The organism is Pleionea sediminis (assembly GCF_007570825.1).
In the GTDB taxonomy this organism is placed as follows: domain Bacteria; phylum Pseudomonadota; class Gammaproteobacteria; order Enterobacterales; family Kangiellaceae; genus Pleionea; species Pleionea sediminis.
Map to the genome: position 1 here is coordinate 122,236 of NZ_SUNB01000004.1, position 25,412 is coordinate 147,647.

Genomic DNA, 25,412 nt, shown 5'->3' on the forward strand with positions numbered 1-25,412 from the left:
TATGTTACAATCATTTTTCAATGGCCTCTCTGGCATGATTACTTTTTCTCACGGTCTTGATTCTGTGAGTAATAATATCGCAAATATGAACACACTGGGTTATCGCGGTTCAGATACTTTCTACAGCGCTCTGAACAGCGGCAATAGCTTTGCCGGTGTTAGAGCTGGTGGAGACTTTGTCAACACTACGGCAGGTGAAATTAGTGAAACAGGTAATGCAACGGACTTAGCCGTTCAAGGTAATGGATACTTCATTTTACGTAACGAAGGCGAAGTGTTTTTTACTCGAGCGGGTAATTTTAATTTTGACGACGATGGATTTCTAGTTGATCGAGCTACAGGTTATCGAGTGGCGGCTTTGGATGAGTTTGGCAATCTTACTGATATAAACATCGATGGTATGCGCCAATTAATGCCAGAAGTAACAACGCAAGTTAACTTCAGCGGTGATTTATCACGTGCGAGTCAGACTGGTGAAGCAACTGTCACCGTATTCAATTCTTTAGGTGAAGAATTAGAGTTAACGTTCGATTTCACTAACAATACTGCGAATACGCCTGGCAGTTGGTTAGTTTCAATTAAAGATGAGAACGACGTTGAGGTGGGAACGGGTGAAATACGTTTTAATGATGATGGAAGCCCACAAGCATCCTTCAATCAATTCGATATTACCATTCCCGGCTTAAATAATGGAACAGCGAATACCCCATTGGATCTAACCTTATATTTTGGTGAAGAAGGGACTTTAGCAGCAACAACTTCACTTAGTACAACGACCACAACTTCCAGTATTAATGCTAACATCGAAGATGGACGCGGCGTCGAAGGCTTAGTAGCGCTTAGTTTTAATGATAAAGGTGAAATGAACTTACTTTATTCAAATGGTGATACCGAAACGCCTTACCGAATAGCTCTTGCTACCTTTAATAATGAATCGTCCTTAATATATTCTGAAGGCAGCTTATATAAGGCACCTTCAAATATTGATGTCGAATATGGCCATGCTGATGATGGAGCATTTGGTACAATCGCAGGCGAGAGCCTAGAAAGTTCAAACGTAGATTTAGTCAGAGAATTTGCTGAGATGATAATCATTCAGCGAGGTTATCAAGCAAGTTCCAGAGCGATGAATATCGCTAATCAATTGGTCGAACAATTGTATGACAATACGAGAGGTTAGGTGTGTCTAAACCTTTCGTAAATTATTTGGCATTCAAAAAGTGCTCTATTGAATCGAGTGCTCTGGATTCAAAGAGTTATTTAATTGAATGGGCGGCTAATTGGTTCCGCAAAGATGTATCAGAATATATTAATACTGATTCTCTAAGCTTAACCTCACTAGAAAATATCCAAAGTAACTTGCACTTAATTAAGTGTGGCGACTGTGTCGTTGGCAGTATCAACGTAGATCAACTGCTTCATGTGGCTTTGGGTGACGAAGTGGTTTTATCAGAGCCTGACCAAGATGAGTTTGTTAAAAGAGTTTTGAGTCAGTTGGTTAGCTCATGTTTTTATGACGGAAACGTGAATGAAAGTATTGAACTATTATCTGTGGATGACTCTACTTGCGAATTGCTCAAAGATATTCAAATGACGACTCTATTATTCAATCAAGAGTTTGTATTGGGATTATGGGGTCAACGGTTTAGTTATGAGCATTCGAGTTTTGTCGAGTCATTAAATAAACTACCAGCTGATATGGGGCTTGATAATTCAAGAACAGTCGCATGTAACATTAAAAATGTGTTTGTTAAAGCATCGAGCCTGTCAAACTTAAAAAAAGATGACGTAGTTTGGACAAATGCTAAGTTAACTGATCGGTTCGCATTGATGATAGGCGAACACGTTATTGCTGACGGATACCTTGCTCGTATGGGTGAGAAAAAATCTGTCGTATTAAAGTAGGTGATAAGTATGGATAAAATTGAATTAAAAGAAGTTTCTGAAAACGATTTTGAGAAAAGCTTGGATAATGCCGCTGATTTAACCGATGAGATTCTTAATGACTTGGAAGTATCAATTGATGTATTAATCGGAGCAAAAAACATTAAAGTCTCAGAGCTCAAAGACCTCAAAATCGGTAATGTTTTAAAGTTGGATACAAAAGTTAGTGAGCCGGTGAAGTTAGTTTACAACGGAAAAATATTCGCAGTTGGAGAGTTGGTTACTGATGGCGAACATATTGGTATAAAAATATTACAGAGTGCATCTGAGTAATCAAATGGAAGAATTAGACCTTCGAGCTACAGAGCCTGCATTTGGGGCAACTTGGTTTATCGTTGTTGGGCTTTTGCTTGCGATATTTATTTATTTGAAGTTTGCTAATAAAGAGCTTCTTCAGAGATTTATTGCAAATAATAAGAAAGATGAACGATATGATATGCAAACTGTTAGTCAGCTTCATGATGCAAAGGTGATTAAAGTAACTGTCGAAGGGAAAGAAACCTTTATATATTCAGACTCTAAAACCTCATTTGAAATGAAGTTTAAAAATGCTGTTAATCAAAAGGAAATTGAGGTTGTAGATAGCGCTACGAATGAGGATAAAGACAATGTCTGATCCAATGCAGATACTTATTCTTGTTACAAGCTTATCGTTTATACCGCTTTTGGTTGTAGCAGCAACAACATTTACTCGGTTCGTTATTGTTTTTTCAATGCTTCGGTTCGCTCTTGGATTGCAGCAAACGCCTCCGAATTTGGTTATTATCACGCTTTCTGTTTTTCTCAGTATTTTCGTTATGAAAGATCCGTTAAATGAGCTTTATTCCGAAACGATAACGCCTTACATTGCGAAAGAACTGTCTGCCGAAGATGCTTTTCAAAAGGGTTCTCTTACCTTAACCAAGTTTATGGTCACACAAACGAAAGAGGAAGATCTTGCGCTCTTTGTAAAGTTGTCTGATTCGCAAATGCCAAAGACCGTTGAAGAAGTGGAGTTTACTCAAATTATTCCCGCGTTTCTCTTAAGCGAATTGAGAACAGCATTTAAAATCGGTTTTATGATCTTTTTACCGTTTTTGTTGGTTGATTTAGTTGTTTCGAGTGTTCTTATGTCACTTGGTATGATTATGTTACCGCCGGTCACAATCTCATTACCCATTAAAATTATGTTATTTGTATTAATCGATGGATGGAACCTGGTTGTTCAGTCTCTAATTAGTAGTGTGCGTTTTTAGATCATGGTAGAGGAACAACTCTGGATTCAGTTCGAAGAAGCACCAACAAATGAAAATATGACTTTGTTGTATCAGTTTTATAAAGAATGGGTCGATCAAGAAGCGAAGAATCTATTTTTTGCCCTAGGGTTATCAAATGTTGAACTTGATGATGTTTTACAGATCGCCCGAGTTGCCATAATTGATGCCATCAATAAATTCGATATTCATCGCTCAAGTCAATTTAAGATGTATGCGCGAATAAGAATTAAGGGTGAGATTATTAACAAACTCCAAGCTTACTCCGAAGAACAAGCCATGCTCCGCTCAGTCATCAAGCAATCGAAATCTGAGATGATAAAGGGCAAAGAAAATGACTTATTTAACTCAATCATCAAGGTCGTCATTGCCCACACTCAAAATATCTTGTACTACGATTATTTCAATCAAATTAAGCAGGCTAATCCACGTGTGGAGTGGGCAAAAGAGGCGGAGGAACTTCAACTTGCCTTAGAGCGTGGCTTGAATAAACTGACCAACAATGAGCGATCAGTGATTGAACTCATTTACTTTTACGGCTTAGCCTATAACTCGATTGCTGACAATTTAGGTATGACAAAAAGTCGGGTCTCTCAGTTGGCCAAATCAGGCTTACAAAAGCTCGAGCAATATTTTTCAGTCGTCATTCCCGAATATACTTCCTTTTAATACAGCTTTTCTTTAATCGAGTATTTTTCCATATAAATACTGTGTTTAGAAATTTCTAACTTTCTCTCAAAATCTATTATTCTAAGCAAATCTCATTAAGAGAATTGAGAATATCCTCAATAGTTGGAGATATTGTCAGCCTGACAGGCATAACCCACTGAAATATTTGGATAAAGATACCTGTGACTTTTCTTGCTTAATTTTCAAAATATCCTATCTAAACCTGACTTTAGCCAATTTTCTGCTATATAAAAGATATATAAAAAAATACTTTGGGACTTTGACTTCAAGAATGGGAACAAAAACGTCGGTCAGTTGTGGTGAGCAACTAAACATTCAGCACGTTGAGGGTTTAAAAGATCGTTTAATTAAAGCTCTCGATAAAGAACCCGAGTACTGCACTCTAAACGTCAGCAAAGTAGAGAAAGTCGACTCTGCCGGGCTCCAACTCCTCTATGCTTTTTTAAAAGAGTCAGACAAGAGAAAAATTAATATTCATTGGCAAAACCCAAGCGAAGCTTTCCTTACGAGTGTTGCATTATTGGGCTTATCTGAAGAGTTAAAGTTACAAGACTGATTGGAGATAATTAATGACTAAGATTTTAGCCGTAGATGACTCGAGCTCTATGAGACAGATGGTTACTTTTACTCTTAAAAGTGCAGGTTTCGATGTGGATGAAGCTTCGGATGGTCAAGAAGCTCTTCAGGCTGCAAAGTCTTGCAAGTACGATGTTGTTATTTCCGATGTCAATATGCCGAACATGGATGGAATTACGCTCGTCAAAAACCTACGCCAGTTGCCTGATTACAAATTTACACCAATATTAATGTTAACGACTGAATCAACGGGCGATAAAAAGTCGGAAGGCAAGCAGGCTGGAGCAACAGGATGGATCGTAAAGCCTTTTAATCCTGATCAACTTCTGACAACCGTTAAGCGTGTAATGGGTTAATAGCAATAAATGATGGAATGAATTATGAGTATCGATATTAGCCAATTTCATCAGGTTTTCTTTGAAGAAAGTATGGAAGGCCTCGATGTTATGGAACAGTCATTGTTAGAGCTCGACCCAGAGAGTGTCGACTCGGAATCAATCAATACCATATTTCGTGCTGCACATTCCATCAAAGGAGGGAGCGCTACATTCAAGTTTGACGAAGTTGCTTCATTCACTCATATATTGGAAACGTTACTGGATGAAATGAGGAATGGTGATCGTCCCGTGACGGCACAAGCGGTTGATCTCCTGTTGAAGTCGGTTGACTGCTTAAGATCGATGTTTAACCTGCTGCAGAACGAAGAGCCTATCGACGATAATCTCTACCAAGATATAGCCAAACAATTACAAGCAATGACAGAGCAAAGCGGCAATGACGTGCAAATTCAGAGTGACAACTCAGAACAGTCTACTATTGATTCATCCAGTAGTGAGTTAAGTCGAGACAGCGAATTGAATTGTTGGTCCATTAAATTTGTACCTGAGCCACAAATATTGCGCACGGGTAATGAGCCGATTCGTATGTTTCGTGAATTGGAAACGTTAGGAGAGTTATCGGTTAAAGCTAAAGTAGAAAAAGTGCCCGGTATTCTTGAACTTGAAGAGGACGCTTGTTTTCTTAGTTGGGACTTAATGCTTCAAACAGAAAGCTCGAAGGAGATAATTGAAGAAATCTTTGAATGGGTACTTGATGAATGTACTCTGTCGATTGAACAAATCTCTCAGTCTGTTTCGTCCTCCAAAGATGAGGCACCCACACCTACTATTCAACAAATGACGAAGCCTTCATTAGACAAATTTGAAGATAGCAGACCCTTTAAGGATGATGAATCCATAGCAGTAAAATCAGATACTGCCCAAATAAAATCAACCTCTACAACTATTGTTAAAACTGAGGATGGGCAAAATGATAAACCGGGTAAGCCGGTAAATTCAGCTGCCAGTTCAATTCGAGTCAGTATTAATAAAGTTGATAATCTCATTAATCAAGTGGGTGAATTAGTTATTACTCAGTCAATGCTCGGTCAGATGGGTGAAACATTTAATGAGTCTATGATCGATCGATTAAAAGAAGGTTTGAGTCAACTGGAGCAAAATACGAGAGAGTTGCAAGAAAGTGTTATGCAGATTCGAATGTTGCCAATTAGTTTTGTATTTAGTCGCTTTCCTAGAATGATGCGAGATTTAAGTGGTCGTTTAAATAAAAAAATTGAACTCGTCATAAAAGGCGAGTCAACTGAACTCGACAAAACAGTCATGGAGCAAATCGGCGACCCGCTGGTTCACTTGGTTCGAAATTCTGCGGATCATGGCATTGAAATGCCTGAGAAAAGAGTTGCTGTTGGCAAACCTGAATTCGGGACCGTTACTTTAGATGCTTATCACGAAGGCGGGAATATTGTTATAAGAATCGAAGATGATGGCGCGGGTATCAATACTGAACGAATCAGGGAAAAAGCACTACAAAGAGGCATTATCCATCAAGATGCTGAGCTCAGTAAAGATCAGATTAATCACTTAATATTTGAGCCCGGTTTTTCTACGGCTGATGTGATTTCTGATGTATCAGGGCGTGGTGTGGGTATGGATGTTGTTAAGAAAAATATCATTTCATTGGGCGGAACAGTTGATATTGAATCAGAGTATGGTGTAGGAAGTTCATTCATCATACGGTTGCCATTAACATTAGCGATTCTCGATGGCCAATTAGTTCGAGTTGGTGATCAGATTTACATTGTTCCGTTGACCTCCATTATTGAATCGATGCAGTTGAAAACCAAAGATCTTGTTAGCGTTGCTGGTAATATGGAAGTTTTTAAATTAAGAGATGAGCATATTCCTCTAGTTCGATTGTATGAGAGTTTCAACATTAAAGCTGATTCCCAGAATGATCAGACCTCAACCGTCGTCGTCGTTGAAGGCGGAGGAACAAAAATTGGCTTGATGGTAGATGAGTTACTATCACAGCAGCAAGTCGTTATTAAAAGTCTTGAGTCGAACTTCGTCGCTATAGAGGGAATTTCTGGCGCAACTATTCTAGGTGATGGAAAAGTCGCATTAATCTTAGATGTCTCAGGAATGGTAAGTCGAAGTACCAGAGCAAAATCTAAAAGAGGTGTGAAGGCCGCATGAGTCAACAGTTACAACCCCTCGAGACTGAAGATTTGACAGAAACAGACGATGTTTTCCATACACAGTCTGATTCGGATAATCAGTTTTTAAGTTTTGAGCTCGATCAAGAATATTATTGCGTCGATATTTTATCGGTTTCTGAAATTCGAGGTTGGTCGACGCCTACAATATTACCGAATTCTTTGGAATATATAAAAGGAGTTATCAATATACGAGGCAACATTATTCCGGTAATCGACCTTCGAATTAAATTGGGGTTAGAACCCCAAGAGTACAATAAAGAAACTGTCGTTATAATTCTCAATGTTATGCAAAAGTCAAATCAAAAAACTATAGGGATTGTTGTCGATTCTGTATCGGACGTTTTTAATTGCTCTGATGATGATATTAAACCTCCTCCAGAAACCATGCAAAACATTAACACTGCTTTCATACGCGGTTTATGCGATACCAATGAGTTGGTAACCGTAGTGTTGGATGTTGAAAAGTTACTCGATTTAAATCCTGTACAAGAATACTACCAGAGCTTATGAAGGTCGCTATGATCAAGTCATTAGATAATCATCAATATTTATCATTCCTCATCGAAGAAGAAGAGTATTGCGTGAATATACTTACGGTTCAAGAAATAAGAGGTTGGGAAAAGACTAAACCGATTCCTAACTCACCCAGTTATGTTAAAGGTGTTGTAAACCTGAGAGGCAATGTTATACCTATCGTTGATTTAAGGCTCAGATTTGGTGTGCAACAGCAAGAGTATACGGCAACAACGGTAGTTATTTACTTGCGAGTCCAAACAAGCAGTAAGCAACAAGTTATCGGTGTGGTCGTTGATGCCGTTTCTGAAGTTTATACCATCGAGCCGAATGAATTAAAACCTTGTCCAGAGTTTATCGGTGCAGTCGATGTCCAGTATTTGGATGCGATTGCTGTCGTAAATGAAAGCATGGTTGCAGTCATTAATATGGATAAAGTTTTTGATATTCGAGAACTCCAACAACTCGCAGTAGCTTAATTAAAATATTCCAGGAGACATCAATGTTAGCAAGTTTATTTGGAAATACAGCACAAAAAGACAAAGGCAATTACATCGATGATATGAAAGCTGCTTTAGTTGATTTAACAACGGTTAAATTAATGATCGCTGATCTCGATGGTAATATTTTATATTGTAACGCTTCGGTTGAAGAAATGCTGCGAGAACATGAAAAAACCATTCAACAAGCTCTACCCTCGTTTGATGTCAGTCGTATCGTTGGTAGTAATTTTGACTCTTATCATAAAAATCCTTCACATCAACGCTCGATATTATCCAATCCCGATCGATTGCCCTATCAGAGTGAAATTACTGTCGCAGGATTAAGTTTCCGATTAACTGCATTTGCATTAAGAGATGGACAAGGTGCTCATATCGGCAATGCCGTTCAGTGGGAAGATATTACTGAAGAGAAGAAGAACCAGATCGCGATTGGTCGGCTAACCTCTACGGTCGATAATGCGACGGTGAATATAATGATGGCTGATAATGACTTCAATATTACTTATATGAACCCATCTCTTATCAAAATGTTAAAAGTTCGAGAACATGCCTTGCAGTCTGTGTTTCCAGGATTCAGCGTAGATAATTTGATTGGTCGAAGTATCGATGTGTTTCATAAAAATCCAGCGCATCAAAGAGGGATTTTGTCAGATACTTCAAGGCTTCCTTTTAGCTCTAAAATTAATGTGGCCGGAATAGAGTTTAAACTAACCGCCTTTGCGCTAAATGATAAACATGGCAATCGATTAGGTAGTTGTGTCCAGTGGGAAGATTTAATGTCGGATCCCGATTTTGCAAATTTCAAAGGTCAAATTGATGCAATGGGAAAATCGACAGCTGTTATCGAGTTCAATATGGATGGTACGATAATAGAGGCTAACGATAACTTCTTAAATGCCATGGGGTACTCGCTCGATGAAATAAAAGGTCGTCATCACAGTATGTTTGTTGAAGATGAGTATAGAACTAGCCATGAATACAAAATGTTTTGGGAGCAACTCAATCGAGGACAATACGCAACTGGTGAATATAAACGTATAGGCAAAGGTGGTAAAGAGGTGTGGATACAAGCATCTTATAATCCTATTTTGGATATGCATGGAACTGCATTTAAAGTAGTCAAGTACGCTAGCGATGTGACGCCTAGAAAAAGAGCCGTTGAATTAATAAAAGAATCCTTAAAGTCTTTATCGGAAGGTGACCTAACGAATACGATTAGTGAGAATGTCGATGAAGATTTTATCGAGTTGAAAGAAGCGATGAATCAAACATTGGATAATTTGCAAACTATGGTGTCATCGATTGTTGAAGCTTCTGGAAACATTTCTAGCTCAGCAAAAGAAATTTCTCAAGGAAATGCTGACTTAAGTCAAAGAACCGAAGAGCAAGCATCAAGTCTTGAAGAAACAGCTTCAAGTATGGAAGAGCTAACGACAACAGTGCAGAAAAACGCTGAATCGTCAAAAGAAGCGAATCAGCTATCTATCACTGCAAAGAATTTAGCAGAAGAGGGAGGTGAGGTTGTTGGTCAAACGGTTAATGCTATGACGGAGATTGAAGCTGCTTCGAAAAAAATATCCGACATCATTGGTGTTATTGATGAGATTGCTTTCCAAACAAATTTATTGGCCTTAAATGCATCTGTTGAGGCGGCTCGAGCCGGTGACCAAGGTCGAGGTTTTGCGGTCGTTGCTTCTGAGGTCAGAAATCTGGCGCAACGAAGCGCTGGCGCCGCTAAAGAAATTAAAGAGTTAATCAAAGATAGTGTGACCAAGGTTGCTGATGGTTCTCGATTAGTTGATCAATCAGGTAAGACTCTGGCATCCATTATCGAAGCTGTCTCTAACGTGTCCAGTATCACAAGTAGTATCGATAATGCATCGCAGGAGCAAGCTTCAGGGATAATGCAAGTTAATGAAGCTGTGACACAAATGGATGAAATGACGCAGCAAAACGCGGCCCTTGTTGAGCAGGCTGCTGCATCAGCAGAGTCTCTAGAAGAGTTGGCTGCAAATCTGCTGGAACGGATGTCATTCTTTAATACTGGCAGTGAGGAAGTTACAAGTCGACCCATTAAATCTCCCATGAAGCGAGGAAGTGCAGCAAAACGACCCGCAAAGCCTATTCTCGACGATGATGATGAATGGGAAGAGTTTTAACTTCATAGGTCTGTAGTAATGACTAAGGAGTTTTCCTTTACTCGTAACGACTTTCAACAAGTGCGCAAAATTGTCGGTCAAACGGCGGGTATCAATCTCGGCGAACACAAGTACGAAATGGTGTATGGTCGTTTGGCGCGTCGATTAAGATCGACCGGGATTAAAAAGGTCAGTGATTATCTGGCCTTTATGCAGGATGATCCTGAAGAAAATATTCAGTTCATTAATGCAATAACAACTAACCTCACCTATTTTTTCAGAGAAAGCCATCACTTTGATTTTTTGAGCAGCACAGTGATCGATTCAGTTGTAAAAACGCACTCGAATGACAAGCGGGTGAGGATTTGGAGTGCTGGCTGCAGTACTGGCGAAGAGCCCTACAGTATCGCATGGTCAATGAGGCTTTTTCGGAAAAAATACGAAAGTTGGGACTTTAAAATATTAGCGACCGACTTAGATACAGCGGTTCTCAATACTGCGCGACAGGGAATTTATGGCGAAGAACGAATACAGAAATTGGATAAATCAATCATTAGTAAGCTGTTTTCTTCAGTGGGCTCAGGTCGATATCAAGTTAAAAGTCAATTTAGAAAAGATATTTTTTATAAAAAATTAAATCTAATGAATAGTAACTGGCCAATGAAAGGTAAGTTTGATGTGATCTTTTGTCGCAATGTATTAATTTACTTTGATCGCCCAACTCAGCAAAAGCTAATTGAAAAGTTTCGGCAAAATCTGCATCAAAATGGTTATTTGATTTTAGGACACTCAGAATCTATTGGAAGCCAGTTGAAAAACTTTCAACCCATTGGACGAACCATATTTCAAAAGCGGTAACTGAATGAGAAGCATGAACACACAAGATGTCCCAGAGGTTTTGCCAGGATTTGAAAATATAAATCGTTACTTTGATAAAGTTAATCAAAAGTTTTCCGCAAAAATAAAGCCTGGAGAATACTATGTGACGCGTAATGAAGAGTTAATTGTAACGGTTCTTGGTTCCTGTGTGTCTGCTTGTATTAGAGATAAAGTGAATCTTATTGGTGGGATGAACCATTTTATGTTACCTATTACTCCAGATATTGCAAAAACACCGATAAGCGTTACCAGTCAAACGGCTCGCTACGGTAATTTTGCTATGGAGTTTTTAATAAACAATATCATTAGAAATGGTGGTGAACGTCGTTTTCTCGAAGTTAAATTGTTTGGTGGATCTCGTATCATTCGACAGATGTCAGATATTGGTCAGAAAAATATCGAGTTTATTCAGCAGTACGTAAAATCAGAAGCTTTGAAAGTTTTGGCTAAAGACTTGGGAGGCACAAGCCCACGTAAAGTTGTTTACGACCCTATTTCTGGAATGGTTCGTATCAAGCGATTAAAAAATCTTCATAACGATACGATTGTCGAACGTGAAACAACTTACCTACACAATATAGAAAAAACCTCTAATCAAGGTGATGTGGAGCTATTTGATTAATGAAAAAAATCAGAGTTCTTATTGTCGATGATTCTGCCTTAATTCGATTGTTATTATCCGAAATATTATCGCAAGATAAAAGCATTAATATTGTGGGAACTGCGAGTGATCCTTATGAAGCTCGAGAAAAAATAAAAAAAACACATCCTGATGTCATTACGCTTGATGTCGAGATGCCTCGCATGGATGGTTTAACATTTTTATCCAATTTAATGCGATTAAGGCCCATGCCTGTGGTTATGATTTCTACCTTAACTCAAAAAGGGGCTGATGTAACTTTAAGAGCATTAGAGTTAGGCGCTTTCGATTTTGTCTGTAAACCATCGACACAGATCAAAGAAACACTAACGGAGTACAGTCAGGAGATTATAGAAAAAGTTAAAGCCGCAGCTCACTCCAATATCTCTTCAGCTGCATTGACTATTCCCAATAAACCTACAGCCGCGATTAAACAACAGAGTCAACAATTTGAGTTAATTGCGATAGGCGCTTCTACTGGTGGAACAGAGGCAATTAAAAACGTTGTTAGTGCGTTACCGACGGGACTACCGCCCATTGTAATCGCTCAACATATTCCTGATGTTTTTTCTACGTCTTACGCAAAGCGACTCGACTCCCTAACAGAGTTAACTGTTTTGGAAGTAAGGTCTACTCAAGAGCTTAAGCAGAGCCACGTATACATAGCGCCAGGTGACGACCACTTGCTGGTAACTAAACGGCAGGGGAAACTTTTTGGTTCGATAGAGAAAACTGAACTGGTTAATCGTCATCGACCCAGTGTCGACGTGCTTTTCGATTCTGTGGTAAAAGCGACTGGGAAAAAAACCTTGGGAATCATACTGACAGGAATGGGAGCTGATGGAGCTGCTGGTTTAAAAAATATAAAATTAGCAGGTGGTATTACTCTCGCGCAAGATGAAGCATCCAGTGTTGTTTGGGGTATGCCGGGAGCGGCAGTAAAAATGGATGCCGCTACCAAAGTATTACCCTTACAAAAAATTCCGCAAGCAATCGTGCGCTTTATATCAAGCGACTAAAACAATTTTATTAACTTTCTGTCGGTAATCCAGCTTTGAACCAACTAACGTATCCCCCATCAACGGAAATGCAATGCTGAAATCCCATTTCTCCTAATGATTGAGCAGCGAGAGCAGAGCGTCCTCCAGACTGGCAATACAAATATATAGTTTCTTCGTTTAAACCATTTGGGAATTTTTCCTGAACGGCAGGGTGCCCAGATATTTGAAATTCGAGTACACCACGTGGAATATTGATCGCACCTGGTATGTGTCCTTGGGCGTATTCCCCAGGTTCTCGAACATCGATAACCAGTTTATTTTCCAGTCCGCGTTCATTGAGCTCGTTCATATTAATTTCTTTAACTTTTGACTTTGCCTGCTTAACAAGATCTTGAGCTGTTTTCATATTTTCACCAATAATCAATAGGTTACAAGGGTTGTTTAAACTAAAATGTTAAATTAATTATACGTTAATAGAGAGATATAATTCTACAAATTGTCTTGTATTTTAGCACTTTCTAATATAAAATTTATTTAAATTAGAAATGTCTAATGTAGCATAGAGACAAGAATTCGATGAAAGATAAAATCATACATTTTTCAATCAATCGCGCCAAACAAGTTTATTGGTTAATTGCTTTGGTCACTTTCAGTTTGACGGCATTTATTCCTCTTATTCAAATTGATACTGACCCTGAGAATATGTTGCCAAACGATCAGCCGGATCGTGTTTTTCATAACTCGGTAAAAGAAGAATTTAGACTACACGACATGATTGTTGTCGGTGTGGTTAATGAAAACAGTATTTACAACCCTGAATCACTTAAAGCGATAGATCAGCTCACTCAATATATTTTGACCATTGAAGGGGTGATTCAGCCAGATTTAATGTCATTAAGTGTGGTTGATAACATCACACAAGTGGATAGGGGAACCATTCGTTTTGATTGGTTAATGAAAAACCCGCCAGAATCGAAAGAAAAAGCGCTGCAAATAAAATCGGATGTTAAAAGGTTACCGCTTTTATTAGATACATTGGTGTCTAACGATGATAAAGCTGCGTCGATCTATGTTCCAATACAGGATAAAGATGAAAGTTACCGCATTTCTCAAGAAATAAATTCTTATCTCCAAACAATAAATAGTCAAGATGCGTTTCATATTACAGGATTACCTGTGGCCGAAGATACCTTTGGATTTGAAATGTTCGTACAAATGGGTATTTCTGCGCCTATGGCGGCGGCGATGATTTTTATTTTGATGTTTTTATTCTTTCGGAATTTAACTTTTGTAATCGCACCGATGATTGTGGCGATGGCAACAGTACTTGCCACTATGGGACTATTAATTGCTTTTGGTTTCACCGTTCATATTATGAGTTCAATGATTGCAATTTTTTTGATGCCAATTGCCGTCGTCGATTCCGTTCATATTATGTCGGAATTTGCCGACCGCTATAAACCCGGGTTAGAAGTAAAAAAAGTCATAGAGGAGGTTGTCGGGCATTTATTTCGTCCCATGTTATTTACCTCTATTACGTCAACAGTGGGATTTCTATCGTTAAGTCTGACACCAATACCTCCGGTACAAATATTCGGTGCGTTTGTTGGATTTGGAATTTTGCTAGCGTTCATCTGGACAATTTTGTTTATGCCTGCCTACATTTCAAGGATGTCAGAAAAGCAGTTATTGGCGCTACAAACTCAAATACACAAACATGAATCGGCTGATACACGCTTAAGTCGCACTCTCAAACGGTTAGGAAGATTTTCAGTCGGCTTCTCTAAGTCTATAGTATTACTTTTTATTGGCGTTGTGATTGTCAGTTGGTATGGCATTCAAAAGATAGAAATTAATGATAATCCGGTTCGTTGGTTCAAAGAAGAACATCGTATTCGAGTTGCCGATAAGGTTTTGAACGAACACTTTGCGGGGACCTACAATGCGTTTCTGGTTCTTTCAATGAAAGATCCTGAGTCTCAGAAATCACAGTTAACCCAAATTTTAAAAGAACAAATAACAAACTTATCAGAATCGAAAGAAAAAGATGAGTTGGTAGAAAAGCTCAGTTCGGATGTTAGTATCCAAGAATTGGTCATTGACATTGACAACGCTCTGTTTGAAGCAAATGCTGCCGATCAAAAAATTTACGAAAACCTATTATTATTGATAGAAAAATATCAGTCCAATATCAACTATTTTACGCAGCCTGAAACTTTAGAATATGTTGAATCTTTGCAAGAACATCTAATGCAAACCGGATTGATTGGTAAAGTAAACTCATTAACCGACCTGATTAAAACAGTAAACAGACAGCTATACAGCGGCCAAGCAATAGACTTTCGCTTACCTGATTCACAGAATGGAATTGCTCAAGCTTTGATACAGTTTCAATCATCTCATCGCCCACAGGATCTTTGGCATCTGGTGACTCCCGATTATCAGAAAACGGTTTTATGGTTACAGCTTACTAGTGGCGATAATCAAGCAATGAACCAAGTCATGACCGAGGTCGATCAATTTATTGAACAAAAGCCGTTACCTGAACAAATGGAATTTCGTTGGGCAGGAAAGACCTATATCAATGTCGTTTGGCAAGAAGCCATGGTTTCTGGGATGTTAGATAGTTTAATCGGCGCGTTTATTGTTGTTTTGGTTATGATGATTATTCTATTTCGTTCAATCAGTTTTGGTGTTTTGGCCATGCTGCCATTATCGATAACGATTACTTTTATCTATGGTGTCATTGGTTGGATCGGTAAAGATTATGATATGCCAATTGCGGTATTGTCTGCTCTAACACTTGGTTTATCAGTTGATTTTGCGATTCACTTTATTGAACGCGCACGAGCGTTATTTGATCAAACGGGTGATTTTAAACAGATGATAGGATTAATGTTTGATGAACCTGGACGGGCAATTTCACGTAATGCGATTGTTATCGCAGTAGGATTTACACCTTTACTATTGGCACCCTTGGTTCCATACATTACCGTTGGTGTCTTTCTCGCAACCATTATGGCAGCTTCTGCGTTAGTCACATTATTAATGTTACCGGCAGCGATGAATTTGCTAAAAGCCTTTATTTTTAAACCTTAATTGACGAGGAATAACAATGAAGTATTTTGATTCAAAAATTTTAAAACCGGTGCAACGATTGTTTAAAGTGGTTGTAATTGGTTTAAGTTTACTAGGGTGGTCATTTGCGATTGCTGAGCCAAAAGACGTCTCTGAGATTATTGAGAAAGCAAATTTAGCCTCCTATTATGCTGGTGCTGATGGTCGAACTGATGCACGAATGAAAATCGTCGATAGTCAGGATAGAGCGCAATATAGACAGTTTGTGATTGTACGAAAAGATAACTCCGATGGGGGCGAGCAACAGTATCTGGTTGTTTTTTCAAGACCTGCTGATGTTCGTGACACCGTATTTCTGGTTCATAAAAAGCCGACAAGTGATGATGATCGGTGGTTATATTTACCTGGACTTGATTTAGTAAAACGAATATCGGCCGGTGATAAACGTACCAGCTTTGTTGGTTCCCATTTTTTCTATGAAGATGTATCAGGTCGCTCTCCACAACTGGATAAGCATGAGTTAGTTAAAGAAGATAACGACTATTTCTATTTAAAACATTTTCCGAAGCAACCGGAAACGGTTGAGTTTAGTTTTTACGAATCGAAAATTAGTAAGTCAACGTATTTACCGATGCGAGTTACTTATTTTGATACAAATAAACAACCATTGCGCACCATGGAGGTTAATGAGGTTGAGACGGTAGAAGGATATCCAACGGTTACCGAGTCTAAAATCACGGACCATAAATTAAACGGATATACCATAATGCAATTTCGATTCATGAATTATGACTTATCCATTCCTGAATCTGTGTTTACCGAGCGCAGTCTACGTAATCCTCCAGAAGAATGGCTAAAGCGGACAAATCAATGAAGCTACCATTGATATCCTTTTCCTTCGTCGGTTTTCTGTTGCTAGCTTCACTGTCCATTCAGAGTCGAGAACAGCAGGAGGTTAATTCAGAGGAGTGGGGTGAGAATGATTGGGGAGACACTTGGGAAGCCGATAAGAGCACTAATTTACACGGCTTTGCTGAGTTAGCGACGTCACAGCTTATTGCAAGTTCAAATAACGAGAACAGTCAGCCACTGGAAGAAGTTCGATTGCAATTATCATGGGATGATAAAATCGGTTCCGTTGATGTCGCGGTAATTGCCGATGTTTGGCACGATCAAGTGATTGACGATACCAACGGCGATTTTCGCGAAGCAAATTTTGCTTGGACTATGGGTGAATCTACGGATGTAAAGATTGGTCGGCAAATATTAACCTGGGGTGTTGGTGACCTGATCTTTATTAACGATTTATTCCCCAAAGACTGGGTATCGTTTTTAACAGGGCGAGATGATGAATATTTAAAATCACCATCGGATGCCTTACGAATGATTTGGTATGGAGATTCATTGAACTTGGACTTGGTGTTGGTTCCAGAGTTTGAGTCAGATAAGTATTTAAATGGCGAAAAGCTCAGTTTCTATATACCGTCTCTGGGTATTGGAAAACCGGACTCACCTTTCAGTGCTGTCCGACCAACTCATTCGGATTATGAAGTCTCTCTGCGATTGTTTGGGACGGTTGATGGAACTGAGTGGGGTATTTATAGCTATCGTGGTTTTTATAAAAGTCCAGAAACGTTTAGTGAATCAGGTCAGCTAACTTTTTCTCGCCTAAATGTTATTGGTGCCAGTTTACGTCAGTCGATATTTTCGGGAATTGGTAAGTTTGAAATTGGACACTATGAAAGTATCGACGACAACAAGGGCACGCTATCGAATATACCTAACAGTCAGTGGCGATTGCTTTTGGGTTATGAGCAAGAGTTAATTAAAAACTTGTCAGGTGCATTTCAATTCTACGTCGAGAAAACGGAGAATTATGATGCACTAATATCGAATAGTTTAGCGCCAGACATTGAGCCCAACGAATGGCATAAAGTTTTAACTTCACGACTAACTTTTCAAGCACTACAACAAAATTTAGTTTCATCTTTTTTTGTGTTTTATTCACCCGATGATTCAGATTGGCATGTTCGAATGAAATCGGATTATCGAATAAACGATGCCTGGAAAATTTCGGGAGGCATTTACTGGTTCGAAGGCGAAGATGAATTTACCTTCTGGTCTCAGTTTCAGGAAAACTCTTCAGCATGGATACGACTAAGATATCAATTTTAATGCATGAGTTAATTGAGGAGTCTACAATGATTCATAAACAACGATTATCACTTGAAAAAACGCTCGATGCCTTTGCGGGCTTCATGGTACTTGTGTCTGTTTCTTTAACAGTTTGGGTACATCCCAACTTCATTTGGTTTACCGTTTTTATTGGCGCAAATTTATTGCAACAATCTTTCACGGGCTTTTGTCCTGCTAGCATTATAATGCATCGAGTATTTCACATTAAATCTGAACGAGAGCTGCTGGAAAAAGAATTTAGAGCCACTCAGTCGGCTCCGCAATAAATTCCATGTAAGGTATTTATAATGACTGAGGCAGGGCCATCGGCGAGAGAGTAAAAAATTGTTTGCGACTCTCGTCGAGTCACCACGAGTCGATCATTTCTTAAAATAGCTAAATGTTGTGAGAGAGCCGATTGGGAAATCTTAATTTGTTCATTGATATCGGTGACAGAGAGCTCTTTTTCATTGAGTAAGCATAATATTTGCAAGCGAGTTTCATTGCTCAGTGCTTTCAGTAAACGACTGGCTTCACTAGCATGTTGCTTTAGCTGCGTCATCTTTTCCATTGGTTTTTACCAATAACTTCTATAATTAATCTTTTGCGGTATCTGTTAATAGTTTACCATAATATTATAATTTAACTAATTTAGTTTGAGCTAATATTTTATTGGGAGCCTAACGTTAACTATGCGCTATCACATAGAATCTTTTCATCATCGGCCAACAGGTACTTTGAGCCATATTCTTGTTTGCGCCCATTCAAAACAGTGCGCAATTATTGATCCTTGCTATGACTTCGATATATTCAGTGGTCGGATTGGCACTGATTCAGCCGATAAGCTGGTTCGATACGTACAGGGCAATAACCTGGAATGTCAGTGGATTCTTGAAACACACGCTCATGCTGATCATTTGACGAGTGCACAATGGATTAAGAAGCAAGTTGGCGGAAAAATTGCTATAGGTGAGGGGATACAAAAGGTACAACTTCATTTTAGAGAAGTCTTTGGGCTGAGCGACTCATTTCCCACTGATGGTCGTCAATTTGATTATCTGTTCAAAGATCAAGAGGAATTTGTACTTGGGGAACTATCAATCAAAGTTATCGCCACACCGGGACATACAAACGACAGTGTAAGTTATCAAGTTGAAGATAGCGTGTTTGTTGGTGATACCGTATTTGCCCCTCATCGTGGCAGTGCACGTTGTGATTTTCCTGGCGGCGATGCAGCAACGCTCTATCAATCGATTCAAAAAATATTTGATATCGGGGAAAGTACGCATTTGTATTTGTGCCACGATTATCCTGGTGAGAATGAGCCACCAGTCATTTGTGTCACGGTAGCTGATCAAATAGAAAGCAATGTTCAAATATCGAGATACGTTTCATTGGAGGAATACGTTAAAAAGAGAACGCAAAGAGATTCGGGTCTTGCAATTCCTAAGCTTTTATACCCTTCAATTCAAGTTAATATTAATGCAGGTCATTTACCTGAGCCAAATAATGACGGACGTCAGTATTTGAAAATACCGATTAAATTTTAAACTAATTGTATATTTCAAAAGTTGGGTGACATTCATTTTTTTATAGCTTTTCGCTCTTTAAAGTGAAAGTGTGGCGTTCAATAAGGCTATTACTGTCAATAATTTACGTTGAAAAATTGCTAAATTTAACGGCAGGACTTAAACTTAAGGAGTAATGTCCTTTTCATATTCTAATTAATCTAATTTTCAGGTCGGAACCTAGAATATATGCTAACGAGTCACGAATTTATGGTCGCTAATAAAAAGCGGCGTAAGAACGACAATAATCAAAAAAATAAAAAACAGCATCAAGGTGGCAATGAGTTTTTCTCTCAAGGCCAGTACGATGACAATCGTGGAAATCGTCAACCAGGCCATAATAAAAACAGAAATACCCAAAGTGGTCAGGGACAACAACAGCAATTCCAAAAACCGCAGCATCAACAAGAGTATGATAATGGTTACGTTCCAGAAGTTGAGGAAGGTAAAGTGTATGAAGGTATCGTACAAAACTATTATCGAGAAAAAGGTTATGGTTTTATTCGTTGTGAAAGTTTCAAAGTCCCCGCTTTTTTTCACTATTCAGAAATTCAATTAGATGGATTTAAATATCTTATTAAGCAGCAAAAAGTTGAATTTAAAGCTCGTGTTTCTGATGAAGGTAAACTTCAAGCTTACGAAGTTAATCCAACCGAATTAGCGCCTACCCAAAAACGCCAAATTTTCAACAAAGATAAATCTGATAAAAAAGATTAGCGCTCAGTAAAGTAGTAGAGCGCCTTCCAATATCTGGACTTTCAAGTTAAAACTTATTATATTTGGCTAACCAAATATAATAAGTTTTAACTTGTGGAACACCATACTTTTTTTAAATGCTTATCAGAACCTGTAAGATTAAGAATCTTAGTCTTGTTGCATCATTTTAATGATTCATGTGTTTGTGAACTCGTAGAAGCTCTTAATCTGCCACAAAGTGTTGTTTCACGGCATCTCGCTTATCTTAAAAAGCATGAACTTATAATTGCTTATCGCTCATCTCAATGGATGTATTACCATTTAAATATTAAACATAAGTTATACAAAACTCTGGTTTTTTATTTAGATGAATTTGGTAAATCAGAATTTAAACACGATATTATCGCAATGAAACAAGTTGTACCTATTTGTGAATAAAAAAACTTGAGGATGACAAATGAAAATTCGAGTCGGTATTAATGGTTTTGGAAGAATGGGGCGATTAACTTTTCGTGCCGCTTGGGGAAATGATTTATTCGATGTTGTTGCCATTAATGATCCAGCCGGAAATGCGGAAACTTTATCGCATTTATTAAATTTTGACTCCGTTCATGGCACTTGGCACAAGAATGCGACTTTTAATGGGCAGACGATGATCGTAGACGATCACAAGATTAGTTGTACGCAAAATAAGCGTATTGAAGAAACGGATTGGTCACAATGCGACCTGGTTATAGAAGCTTCTGGTGTTATGAAAACAACTGAGTTGCTTAATCAATATTTTGCGCAAGGTGTAAAAAAAGTTGTTGTAACGGCTCCAGTCAAAGAAGAAGGCGTTTTAAATATCGTTATGGGCGTCAATGATGACCTGTACGATGGTACGCAGAAAATAATTACTGCTGCGTCGTGTACGACAAATTGTTTGGCACCGGTTGTAAAAGTTATTCAAGAAAAACTCGGAATTCGTCACGGATCGATGACAACTATTCATGACATTACGAATACCCAAACGATATTGGATGCACCGCATAAAGACCTTCGTCGAGCGAGGGCGTGCGGCATGAGTTTAATTCCAACGACGACTGGAAGTGCCACAGCCATTACGCACATATTTCCCGAATTAAAAGGTAAGCTGAATGGACATGCCGTGCGCGTTCCTTTAGCGAATGCATCGATAACCGATTGCGTTTTTGAAGTGGAAAACAAGACGACCAGTGAGCAAGTTAATCAATGGTTAAAAGAGGCTTCTGAAAAAGAGTTAAAGGGTATTTTGGGTTATGAAGAGCGCCCACTGGTATCGATTGATTATCGAACCGATCCAAGAAGTGCGGTTGTTGACGCGCTTTCAACCATGGTAATCAATGATACACAAGTGAAATTATATCTTTGGTACGATAATGAATGGGGCTACGCCAATAGAACGGCAGAATTAGTCTTAAAAGTCATCCGACAAGGAATTTAATGAACAATGGCTGTTAGCAGTGCGATTAAACAGTATTTAATCGTTACTTTTAATTACTGGGCGTTTACTCTTACTGACGGCGCTCTAAGAATGCTGGTTGTCTTGCATTTTCATAACTTAGGTTACAGCGCACTCGAAGTGGCTATGCTGTTTTTATTTTACGAGTTTTTTGGTGTAGTTACTAATCTGCTAGGAGGCTATCTAGGCGCTCGTATTGGTTTAAATAAAACCATGAATATCGGCCTTTTTCTACAGATTGTCGCTTTATCAATGTTGCTCGTTCCGACAGAGTATCTAGTCGTTATATGGGTTATGTCAGCTCAAGCCGTTTCTGGAATTGCGAAAGATCTAAATAAGATGAGTGCTAAAAGTGCGATTAAAACATTTGTTAGCCCTGAAGAGTCAAAACACTCATCCAAATTATATCGCTGGGTCGCTGCTTTAACTGGATCTAAAAATGCACTCAAAGGTGTCGGTTTTTTTCTCGGTGGGTTTTTGTTAACTACCTTGGGTTTTCATAACGCAATCAGCATTATGGCAATCATGCTTTTTATTATCTGGATATTGAGTTTAGTACTGTTAAAGAAGGACTTAGGCAAAGCAAAGTCAAAACCGAAGTTTAAACAATTGTTCTCAAAAAGCCGAGCTATCAATGTCTTGTCAGCGGCACGCTTTTTCTTATTTGCTTCTCGTGATGTTTGGTTTGTGGTTGCTTTGCCTGTTTATTTTTCCACGCAATTGAATTGGTCACATACTGAAATCGGAAGTTTCTTTGCCGTATGGATTATTGGATATGGTATCGTCCAAGCATTGGCGCCCAAAATAACCCATCGAAGATTAGAAGTAAGTAACGAATTTGACTCTGATAAAAAGGCTTTTCTGTGGGTATTACCGCTAATGATAATTCCTGGATCGCTTGCATTTATCTTGAATACTCAGCCGTCTTCTTCTTGGGTTTTAACAATAGGACTAATTACTTTTGCCATTTTCTTTGCGATTAATTCAGCATTGCACAGCTTTTTAATTGTTCATCACGCAAGCGACGAGGGCATCTCGTTAGATGTTGGTTTTTATTACATGGCCAATGCGGCAGGTCGATTGATAGGCACGGTTCTTTCAGGAATTGCCTATCAAGTCTACGGTTTAACGGCGTGTCTATGGATCTCTTTTGCTTTCTTACTAGCGACAATGATCATTACACTCGACTTACCTTCTAGCAAGTCTGAAGTCAAGTGCAACTAGGTGTTATCTATTCTTCTTTGGGCCAAACGTAAGCAACGATAGTGCATTCAATTGATTGATTATCGTTCACATATTTTGATTTCATAGAAATGATAGCAGGATCTTTCTCGGTTGATTCGCTCGCAATAGATTCCTTCAGTTCTCTAATGCATTCATCCTCTGCAAGCTTCTTACTGGCATAATCATTAATTAACACTTGTTTGGATAGATTGCGTTTTGTACCACCTTTATACTCATGATACACTGATTTTCCAGCGTCAATTGAATCTCTAATCGCATTATCGGGTACAACTTTAAATTGTACACAGCCGGCTAAACTAAATGACAATAGTATTAAACCAATCACTCTCATTTGAGTCACTCCTTATTTCATATTAGATGGGGCAAGAGATAATGGTCTCCACAAGGAATCTCATTCTCCATCTTGGCACCGCTTATTTTAGCTCATTATTCGATAGAAATAATGATAAATCCATCTAGGAAAAGTCAAATTCATTACAACCTTTCAATCTAACATATTGGATGGCTCTGGCTTGATCAACGAAAAACGTCAAATCACATTTCCAAATTGAAATCTTTCCGCCAGAACAGCCAATATCATCCGACCACACAGCCTTAACACAGTCTATAGGTGAGCGATAGGTTTGTAACCTTGAGCATATATACAAACTATTTCCGTCTTCCATTTTAACTTTTCTGTCCGGCGAAATAGGCGTGCTTACAATGCACTCCGATATATTACGTCCTTCCTATTTAGCTTCTTTTTTCAGACGCGGCTTTTTGATTGTTAAATGGTTTGCTTCCAACCATTAAACTACAGCCTGTAGTTAAGCTTATGCTAGCCAGTATTATAATATATCTTTTTATAATTTTAATTCTCTTGAATATTACTAGAACATGGCGGTACTTCGCTGGGTTAAGTCGACTTGTATAGATGTTTTGACTCGTACAAAACTATAAATATAAGTTGCCGAAAAACCGCGCTATTCCTGATTTATTATTCGTTAAATTTGTGAGAATATCAATTTGCTATGATGTGAATATTTCCCATGACTACATCTAATTAATCTAATTTGATTAAGTATTTATTCATGGGATGCATATTTTACAAAAAGGGAGCTTGTTTTTTAGTCAGGTTTTTATCGTGTAAAATAACGTATAAAGATTATTAAAGTTATTAGTTGTATATGTGAGTATAGATAATCTTATTGCATGTCTTCCATGAGCATATCTAAATAATCATTTATATGAATGCGTCCATTAAACTCTTGTGAAAATTGTAACTTTAACTGTTCAAAGAACTGTCGCATATAAGAATGTTGTTCTTCTTTTTCTGGTAACTGAATGTCACCCGCAATGATACGCGCAATATAATTAGCTTGCGTAGTGACAACTGGTGGCACAGGACCAATAGGTTGAAGATAGCCGCAGAAATACAGGTGGTTGTGATCCATGTTGGATATGAACTTATAGTTTCGATTCACATCAAACTCTAAATCTTTTAGAAAAGGTAAACTAACTTTATAACCGGTCGAGAAAATAATATGATCAAATTTTTCATGGCTATCGTCAGTAAAGGTAGTTTCATAATTCTCTAATTTTTTAATTGCGGGGCGAAACCGAATCATTCCGCTCGCTGTTTTATCAAAGATATCTTGAGAAATGGGTAAACGACCGTCTAATAATCTTTGAGATGGGGAAGGGATTCCATAGCTTTCTTGTTTTCCGTTTATTAATTTGATCACGAACTCAAGATATCGGCTTTGAAGTTTTCTCGGAAATTTCTTAATAATATTTAAATAAATAGCACTGTAAGGTTTGCCCATTAAAAACTTTGGAATGATAAAAGGCATATTTCTCACAGAAACTTTAACATCATTAGCGACATTTGCTAAATCACAGGCAATCTGAATGGCCGAACTGCCTGAGCCAACGACAAGAACCTTTTGGTCTTTGAACGGAGCCGGAGCACGATATTCTGACGAATGTATATAATTTCCCATATAACTCTTAACGTATTCTTGAGGAATGTATCCATTAGAGTAAAAGCCTGCACAGACGATAACATGTTCGAAAATTTGTTCAGTTTCATCATTCGTTGATACACACCAGCTTCCGTTCTCTAACTTCTGTAATGATTTAACTTCAGTGTTAAACTTGATATGTTGGTATAAACCGAACTCATCACTTGTTTCTTGTAAGTAGTTAAAGTAACCACTTCTATGGGCAAAATGGCGACCTTTAATATCAACTTTTCGAAAAGGGTAAACCATCACTTTATTTGAGTGATTTAAAGTACAGTTTTGGTATACAGAAGGATTATCTAAATCAGGGCTATAATTCCAGATTCCACCGACACAGTTGCTTTTTTCAAAACACACAAAGTCAATGTTGTATTTTTTTAGCATGACACAGCATGCAAGGCCGGAAACACCTGCTCCAATGACACATACTTTCAAAGAGTTTCTCCAGCCATCTAAGTTGATAATCCAATAGA

General features: G+C 38.3%; 28 protein-coding genes. 24 read left to right on the top strand and 4 right to left on the bottom strand.

Translation table 11 applies throughout. The features are described 5' to 3' along the window. Position 1 precedes the first annotated feature (1 nt). The 15 genes from flgF to FAX86_RS16070 all read left to right on the top strand — a co-directional run bounded on the left by flgF (position 2) and on the right by FAX86_RS16070 (position 12,712). Complete coding sequence (gene flgF / locus FAX86_RS16000; protein WP_144394478.1) at positions 2–1,180, top strand: flagellar basal-body rod protein FlgF; 1,179 nt, start codon at positions 2–4, stop codon at positions 1,178–1,180. A 2-nt stretch (positions 1,181–1,182) separates the two neighbouring features. Beyond that, entirely contained in the window at positions 1,183–1,905 is a 723-nt protein-coding gene (locus tag FAX86_RS16005) for a hypothetical protein (protein WP_144394479.1), read from the top strand. Positions 1,906–1,914: 9 nt separating this feature from the next. Next, positions 1,915–2,217, top strand: coding sequence for a FliM/FliN family flagellar motor switch protein (locus FAX86_RS16010; RefSeq protein WP_144394480.1), 303 nt, complete (start codon positions 1,915–1,917; stop codon positions 2,215–2,217). A 4-nt stretch (positions 2,218–2,221) separates the two neighbouring features. Continuing rightward, positions 2,222–2,560 carry a hypothetical protein gene (locus FAX86_RS16015; protein WP_144394481.1) on the top strand — a complete coding sequence of 113 codons (339 nt, stop codon included), beginning with the start codon at positions 2,222–2,224 and terminating at the stop codon, positions 2,558–2,560. Next, positions 2,553–3,179: a flagellar type III secretion system pore protein FliP gene (gene fliP, locus FAX86_RS16020; protein ID WP_164503621.1), complete on the top strand. Its 627-nt coding sequence runs from the start codon at positions 2,553–2,555 to the stop codon at positions 3,177–3,179. The genes FAX86_RS16015 and fliP overlap by 8 nt, the downstream gene beginning before the upstream one ends. 3 nt (positions 3,180–3,182) lie before the next feature. Further along, positions 3,183–3,866, top strand: coding sequence for a sigma-70 family RNA polymerase sigma factor (locus FAX86_RS16025; protein WP_144394482.1), 684 nt, complete (start codon positions 3,183–3,185; stop codon positions 3,864–3,866). 292 nt (positions 3,867–4,158) lie between these two features. Then, positions 4,159–4,443, top strand: coding sequence for an STAS domain-containing protein (locus FAX86_RS16030; RefSeq protein WP_144394483.1), 285 nt, complete (start codon positions 4,159–4,161; stop codon positions 4,441–4,443). A gap of 13 nt (positions 4,444–4,456) precedes the next feature. Beyond that, on the top strand, positions 4,457–4,819 hold the full coding sequence (locus FAX86_RS16035; protein ID WP_144394484.1) for a response regulator: 363 nt from the start codon (positions 4,457–4,459) through the stop codon (positions 4,817–4,819). A 24-nt stretch (positions 4,820–4,843) separates the two neighbouring features. Beyond that, positions 4,844–6,997, top strand: a complete 2,154-nt coding sequence (locus FAX86_RS16040; protein WP_144394485.1) for a chemotaxis protein CheA — start codon at positions 4,844–4,846, stop codon at positions 6,995–6,997. Then, entirely contained in the window at positions 6,994–7,530 is a 537-nt protein-coding gene (locus tag FAX86_RS16045; protein WP_144394486.1) for a chemotaxis protein CheW, read from the top strand. The genes FAX86_RS16040 and FAX86_RS16045 overlap by 4 nt, the downstream gene beginning before the upstream one ends. Before the next feature lie 8 nt (positions 7,531–7,538). After that, a complete protein-coding gene (locus FAX86_RS16050; protein WP_205859227.1) occupies positions 7,539–8,012 on the top strand; it encodes a chemotaxis protein CheW in 474 nt (157 codons plus the stop codon). Positions 8,013–8,035: 23 nt separating this feature from the next. Continuing rightward, positions 8,036–10,195 (top strand): methyl-accepting chemotaxis protein, encoded by a 2,160-nt coding sequence (locus tag FAX86_RS22660; RefSeq protein WP_144394488.1) that lies wholly within the window; start codon positions 8,036–8,038, stop codon positions 10,193–10,195. Positions 10,196–10,213: 18 nt separating this feature from the next. Further along, positions 10,214–11,032: a CheR family methyltransferase gene (locus FAX86_RS16060; RefSeq protein WP_144394489.1), complete on the top strand. Its 819-nt coding sequence runs from the start codon at positions 10,214–10,216 to the stop codon at positions 11,030–11,032. A gap of 13 nt (positions 11,033–11,045) precedes the next feature. Continuing rightward, positions 11,046–11,675 (top strand): chemoreceptor glutamine deamidase CheD, encoded by a 630-nt coding sequence (gene cheD / locus FAX86_RS16065; RefSeq protein WP_144394490.1) that lies wholly within the window; start codon positions 11,046–11,048, stop codon positions 11,673–11,675. Then, a complete protein-coding gene (locus FAX86_RS16070; protein WP_144394491.1) occupies positions 11,675–12,712 on the top strand; it encodes a protein-glutamate methylesterase/protein-glutamine glutaminase in 1,038 nt (345 codons plus the stop codon). The genes cheD and FAX86_RS16070 overlap by 1 nt, the downstream gene beginning before the upstream one ends. A gap of 10 nt (positions 12,713–12,722) precedes the next feature. Here the strand turns inward: FAX86_RS16070 and FAX86_RS16075 are convergent, their stop codons facing one another. Next, the gene (locus FAX86_RS16075) at positions 12,723–13,100 is read right to left on the bottom strand and encodes a rhodanese-like domain-containing protein (RefSeq protein WP_144394492.1); all 378 of its coding nucleotides are present in this window, start codon (positions 13,098–13,100) and stop codon (positions 12,723–12,725) included. Between the two features lie 170 nt (positions 13,101–13,270). Between FAX86_RS16075 and FAX86_RS16080 the strand changes: the two genes are divergently transcribed. From FAX86_RS16080 to FAX86_RS16095, 4 genes are read left to right on the top strand one after another with little or no spacing between them, the layout of a single operon-like run. Then, positions 13,271–15,793, top strand: coding sequence for an efflux RND transporter permease subunit (locus FAX86_RS16080; protein WP_144394493.1), 2,523 nt, complete (start codon positions 13,271–13,273; stop codon positions 15,791–15,793). Between the two features lie 16 nt (positions 15,794–15,809). Continuing rightward, positions 15,810–16,646: an outer membrane lipoprotein-sorting protein gene (locus FAX86_RS16085; protein ID WP_144394494.1), complete on the top strand. Its 837-nt coding sequence runs from the start codon at positions 15,810–15,812 to the stop codon at positions 16,644–16,646. Continuing rightward, positions 16,643–17,947 (top strand): hypothetical protein, encoded by a 1,305-nt coding sequence (locus FAX86_RS16090; RefSeq protein ID WP_144394495.1) that lies wholly within the window; start codon positions 16,643–16,645, stop codon positions 17,945–17,947. Before FAX86_RS16085 ends, FAX86_RS16090 begins: the two co-directional genes overlap by 4 nt. Positions 17,948–17,973: 26 nt before the next feature. Further along, a complete protein-coding gene (locus FAX86_RS16095; RefSeq protein WP_144394496.1) occupies positions 17,974–18,234 on the top strand; it encodes a YgaP family membrane protein in 261 nt (86 codons plus the stop codon). On the opposite strand, the gene FAX86_RS16100 is transcribed toward FAX86_RS16095, so the two are convergent. Further along, entirely contained in the window at positions 18,216–18,518 is a 303-nt protein-coding gene (locus tag FAX86_RS16100; protein WP_246128630.1) for an ArsR/SmtB family transcription factor, read from the bottom strand. The genes FAX86_RS16095 and FAX86_RS16100 overlap by 19 nt on opposite strands. Positions 18,519–18,639: 121 nt before the next feature. On the opposite strand from FAX86_RS16100, the gene FAX86_RS16105 reads away from it, so the two are divergent. From FAX86_RS16105 to arsJ, 5 genes are all read left to right on the top strand, one after another. After that, the gene (locus tag FAX86_RS16105) at positions 18,640–19,497 is read left to right on the top strand and encodes an MBL fold metallo-hydrolase (protein ID WP_144394497.1); all 858 of its coding nucleotides are present in this window, start codon (positions 18,640–18,642) and stop codon (positions 19,495–19,497) included. A 207-nt stretch (positions 19,498–19,704) separates the two neighbouring features. After that, the gene (locus FAX86_RS22540) at positions 19,705–20,232 is read left to right on the top strand and encodes a cold shock domain-containing protein (RefSeq protein WP_205859229.1); all 528 of its coding nucleotides are present in this window, start codon (positions 19,705–19,707) and stop codon (positions 20,230–20,232) included. Between the two features lie 93 nt (positions 20,233–20,325). Next, entirely contained in the window at positions 20,326–20,649 is a 324-nt protein-coding gene (locus FAX86_RS22865) for an ArsR/SmtB family transcription factor (RefSeq protein WP_144394498.1), read from the top strand. A 19-nt stretch (positions 20,650–20,668) separates the two neighbouring features. Beyond that, positions 20,669–21,673: an ArsJ-associated glyceraldehyde-3-phosphate dehydrogenase gene (locus FAX86_RS16120; protein ID WP_144394499.1), complete on the top strand. Its 1,005-nt coding sequence runs from the start codon at positions 20,669–20,671 to the stop codon at positions 21,671–21,673. Between the two features lie 6 nt (positions 21,674–21,679). Continuing rightward, positions 21,680–22,915 (top strand): organoarsenical effux MFS transporter ArsJ, encoded by a 1,236-nt coding sequence (gene arsJ / locus FAX86_RS16125; protein WP_144394500.1) that lies wholly within the window; start codon positions 21,680–21,682, stop codon positions 22,913–22,915. A gap of 7 nt (positions 22,916–22,922) precedes the next feature. Here arsJ and FAX86_RS16130 read toward each other — a convergent pair whose 3' ends face one another. Together FAX86_RS16130 and FAX86_RS16135 are read right to left on the bottom strand one after the other, a co-directional pair. Continuing rightward, the gene (locus FAX86_RS16130) at positions 22,923–23,267 is read right to left on the bottom strand and encodes a hypothetical protein (protein ID WP_144394501.1); all 345 of its coding nucleotides are present in this window, start codon (positions 23,265–23,267) and stop codon (positions 22,923–22,925) included. Positions 23,268–24,120: 853 nt separating this feature from the next. Continuing rightward, positions 24,121–25,374, bottom strand: coding sequence for a flavin-containing monooxygenase (locus tag FAX86_RS16135; RefSeq protein WP_164503622.1), 1,254 nt, complete (start codon positions 25,372–25,374; stop codon positions 24,121–24,123). Positions 25,375–25,412 lie beyond the last annotated feature (38 nt).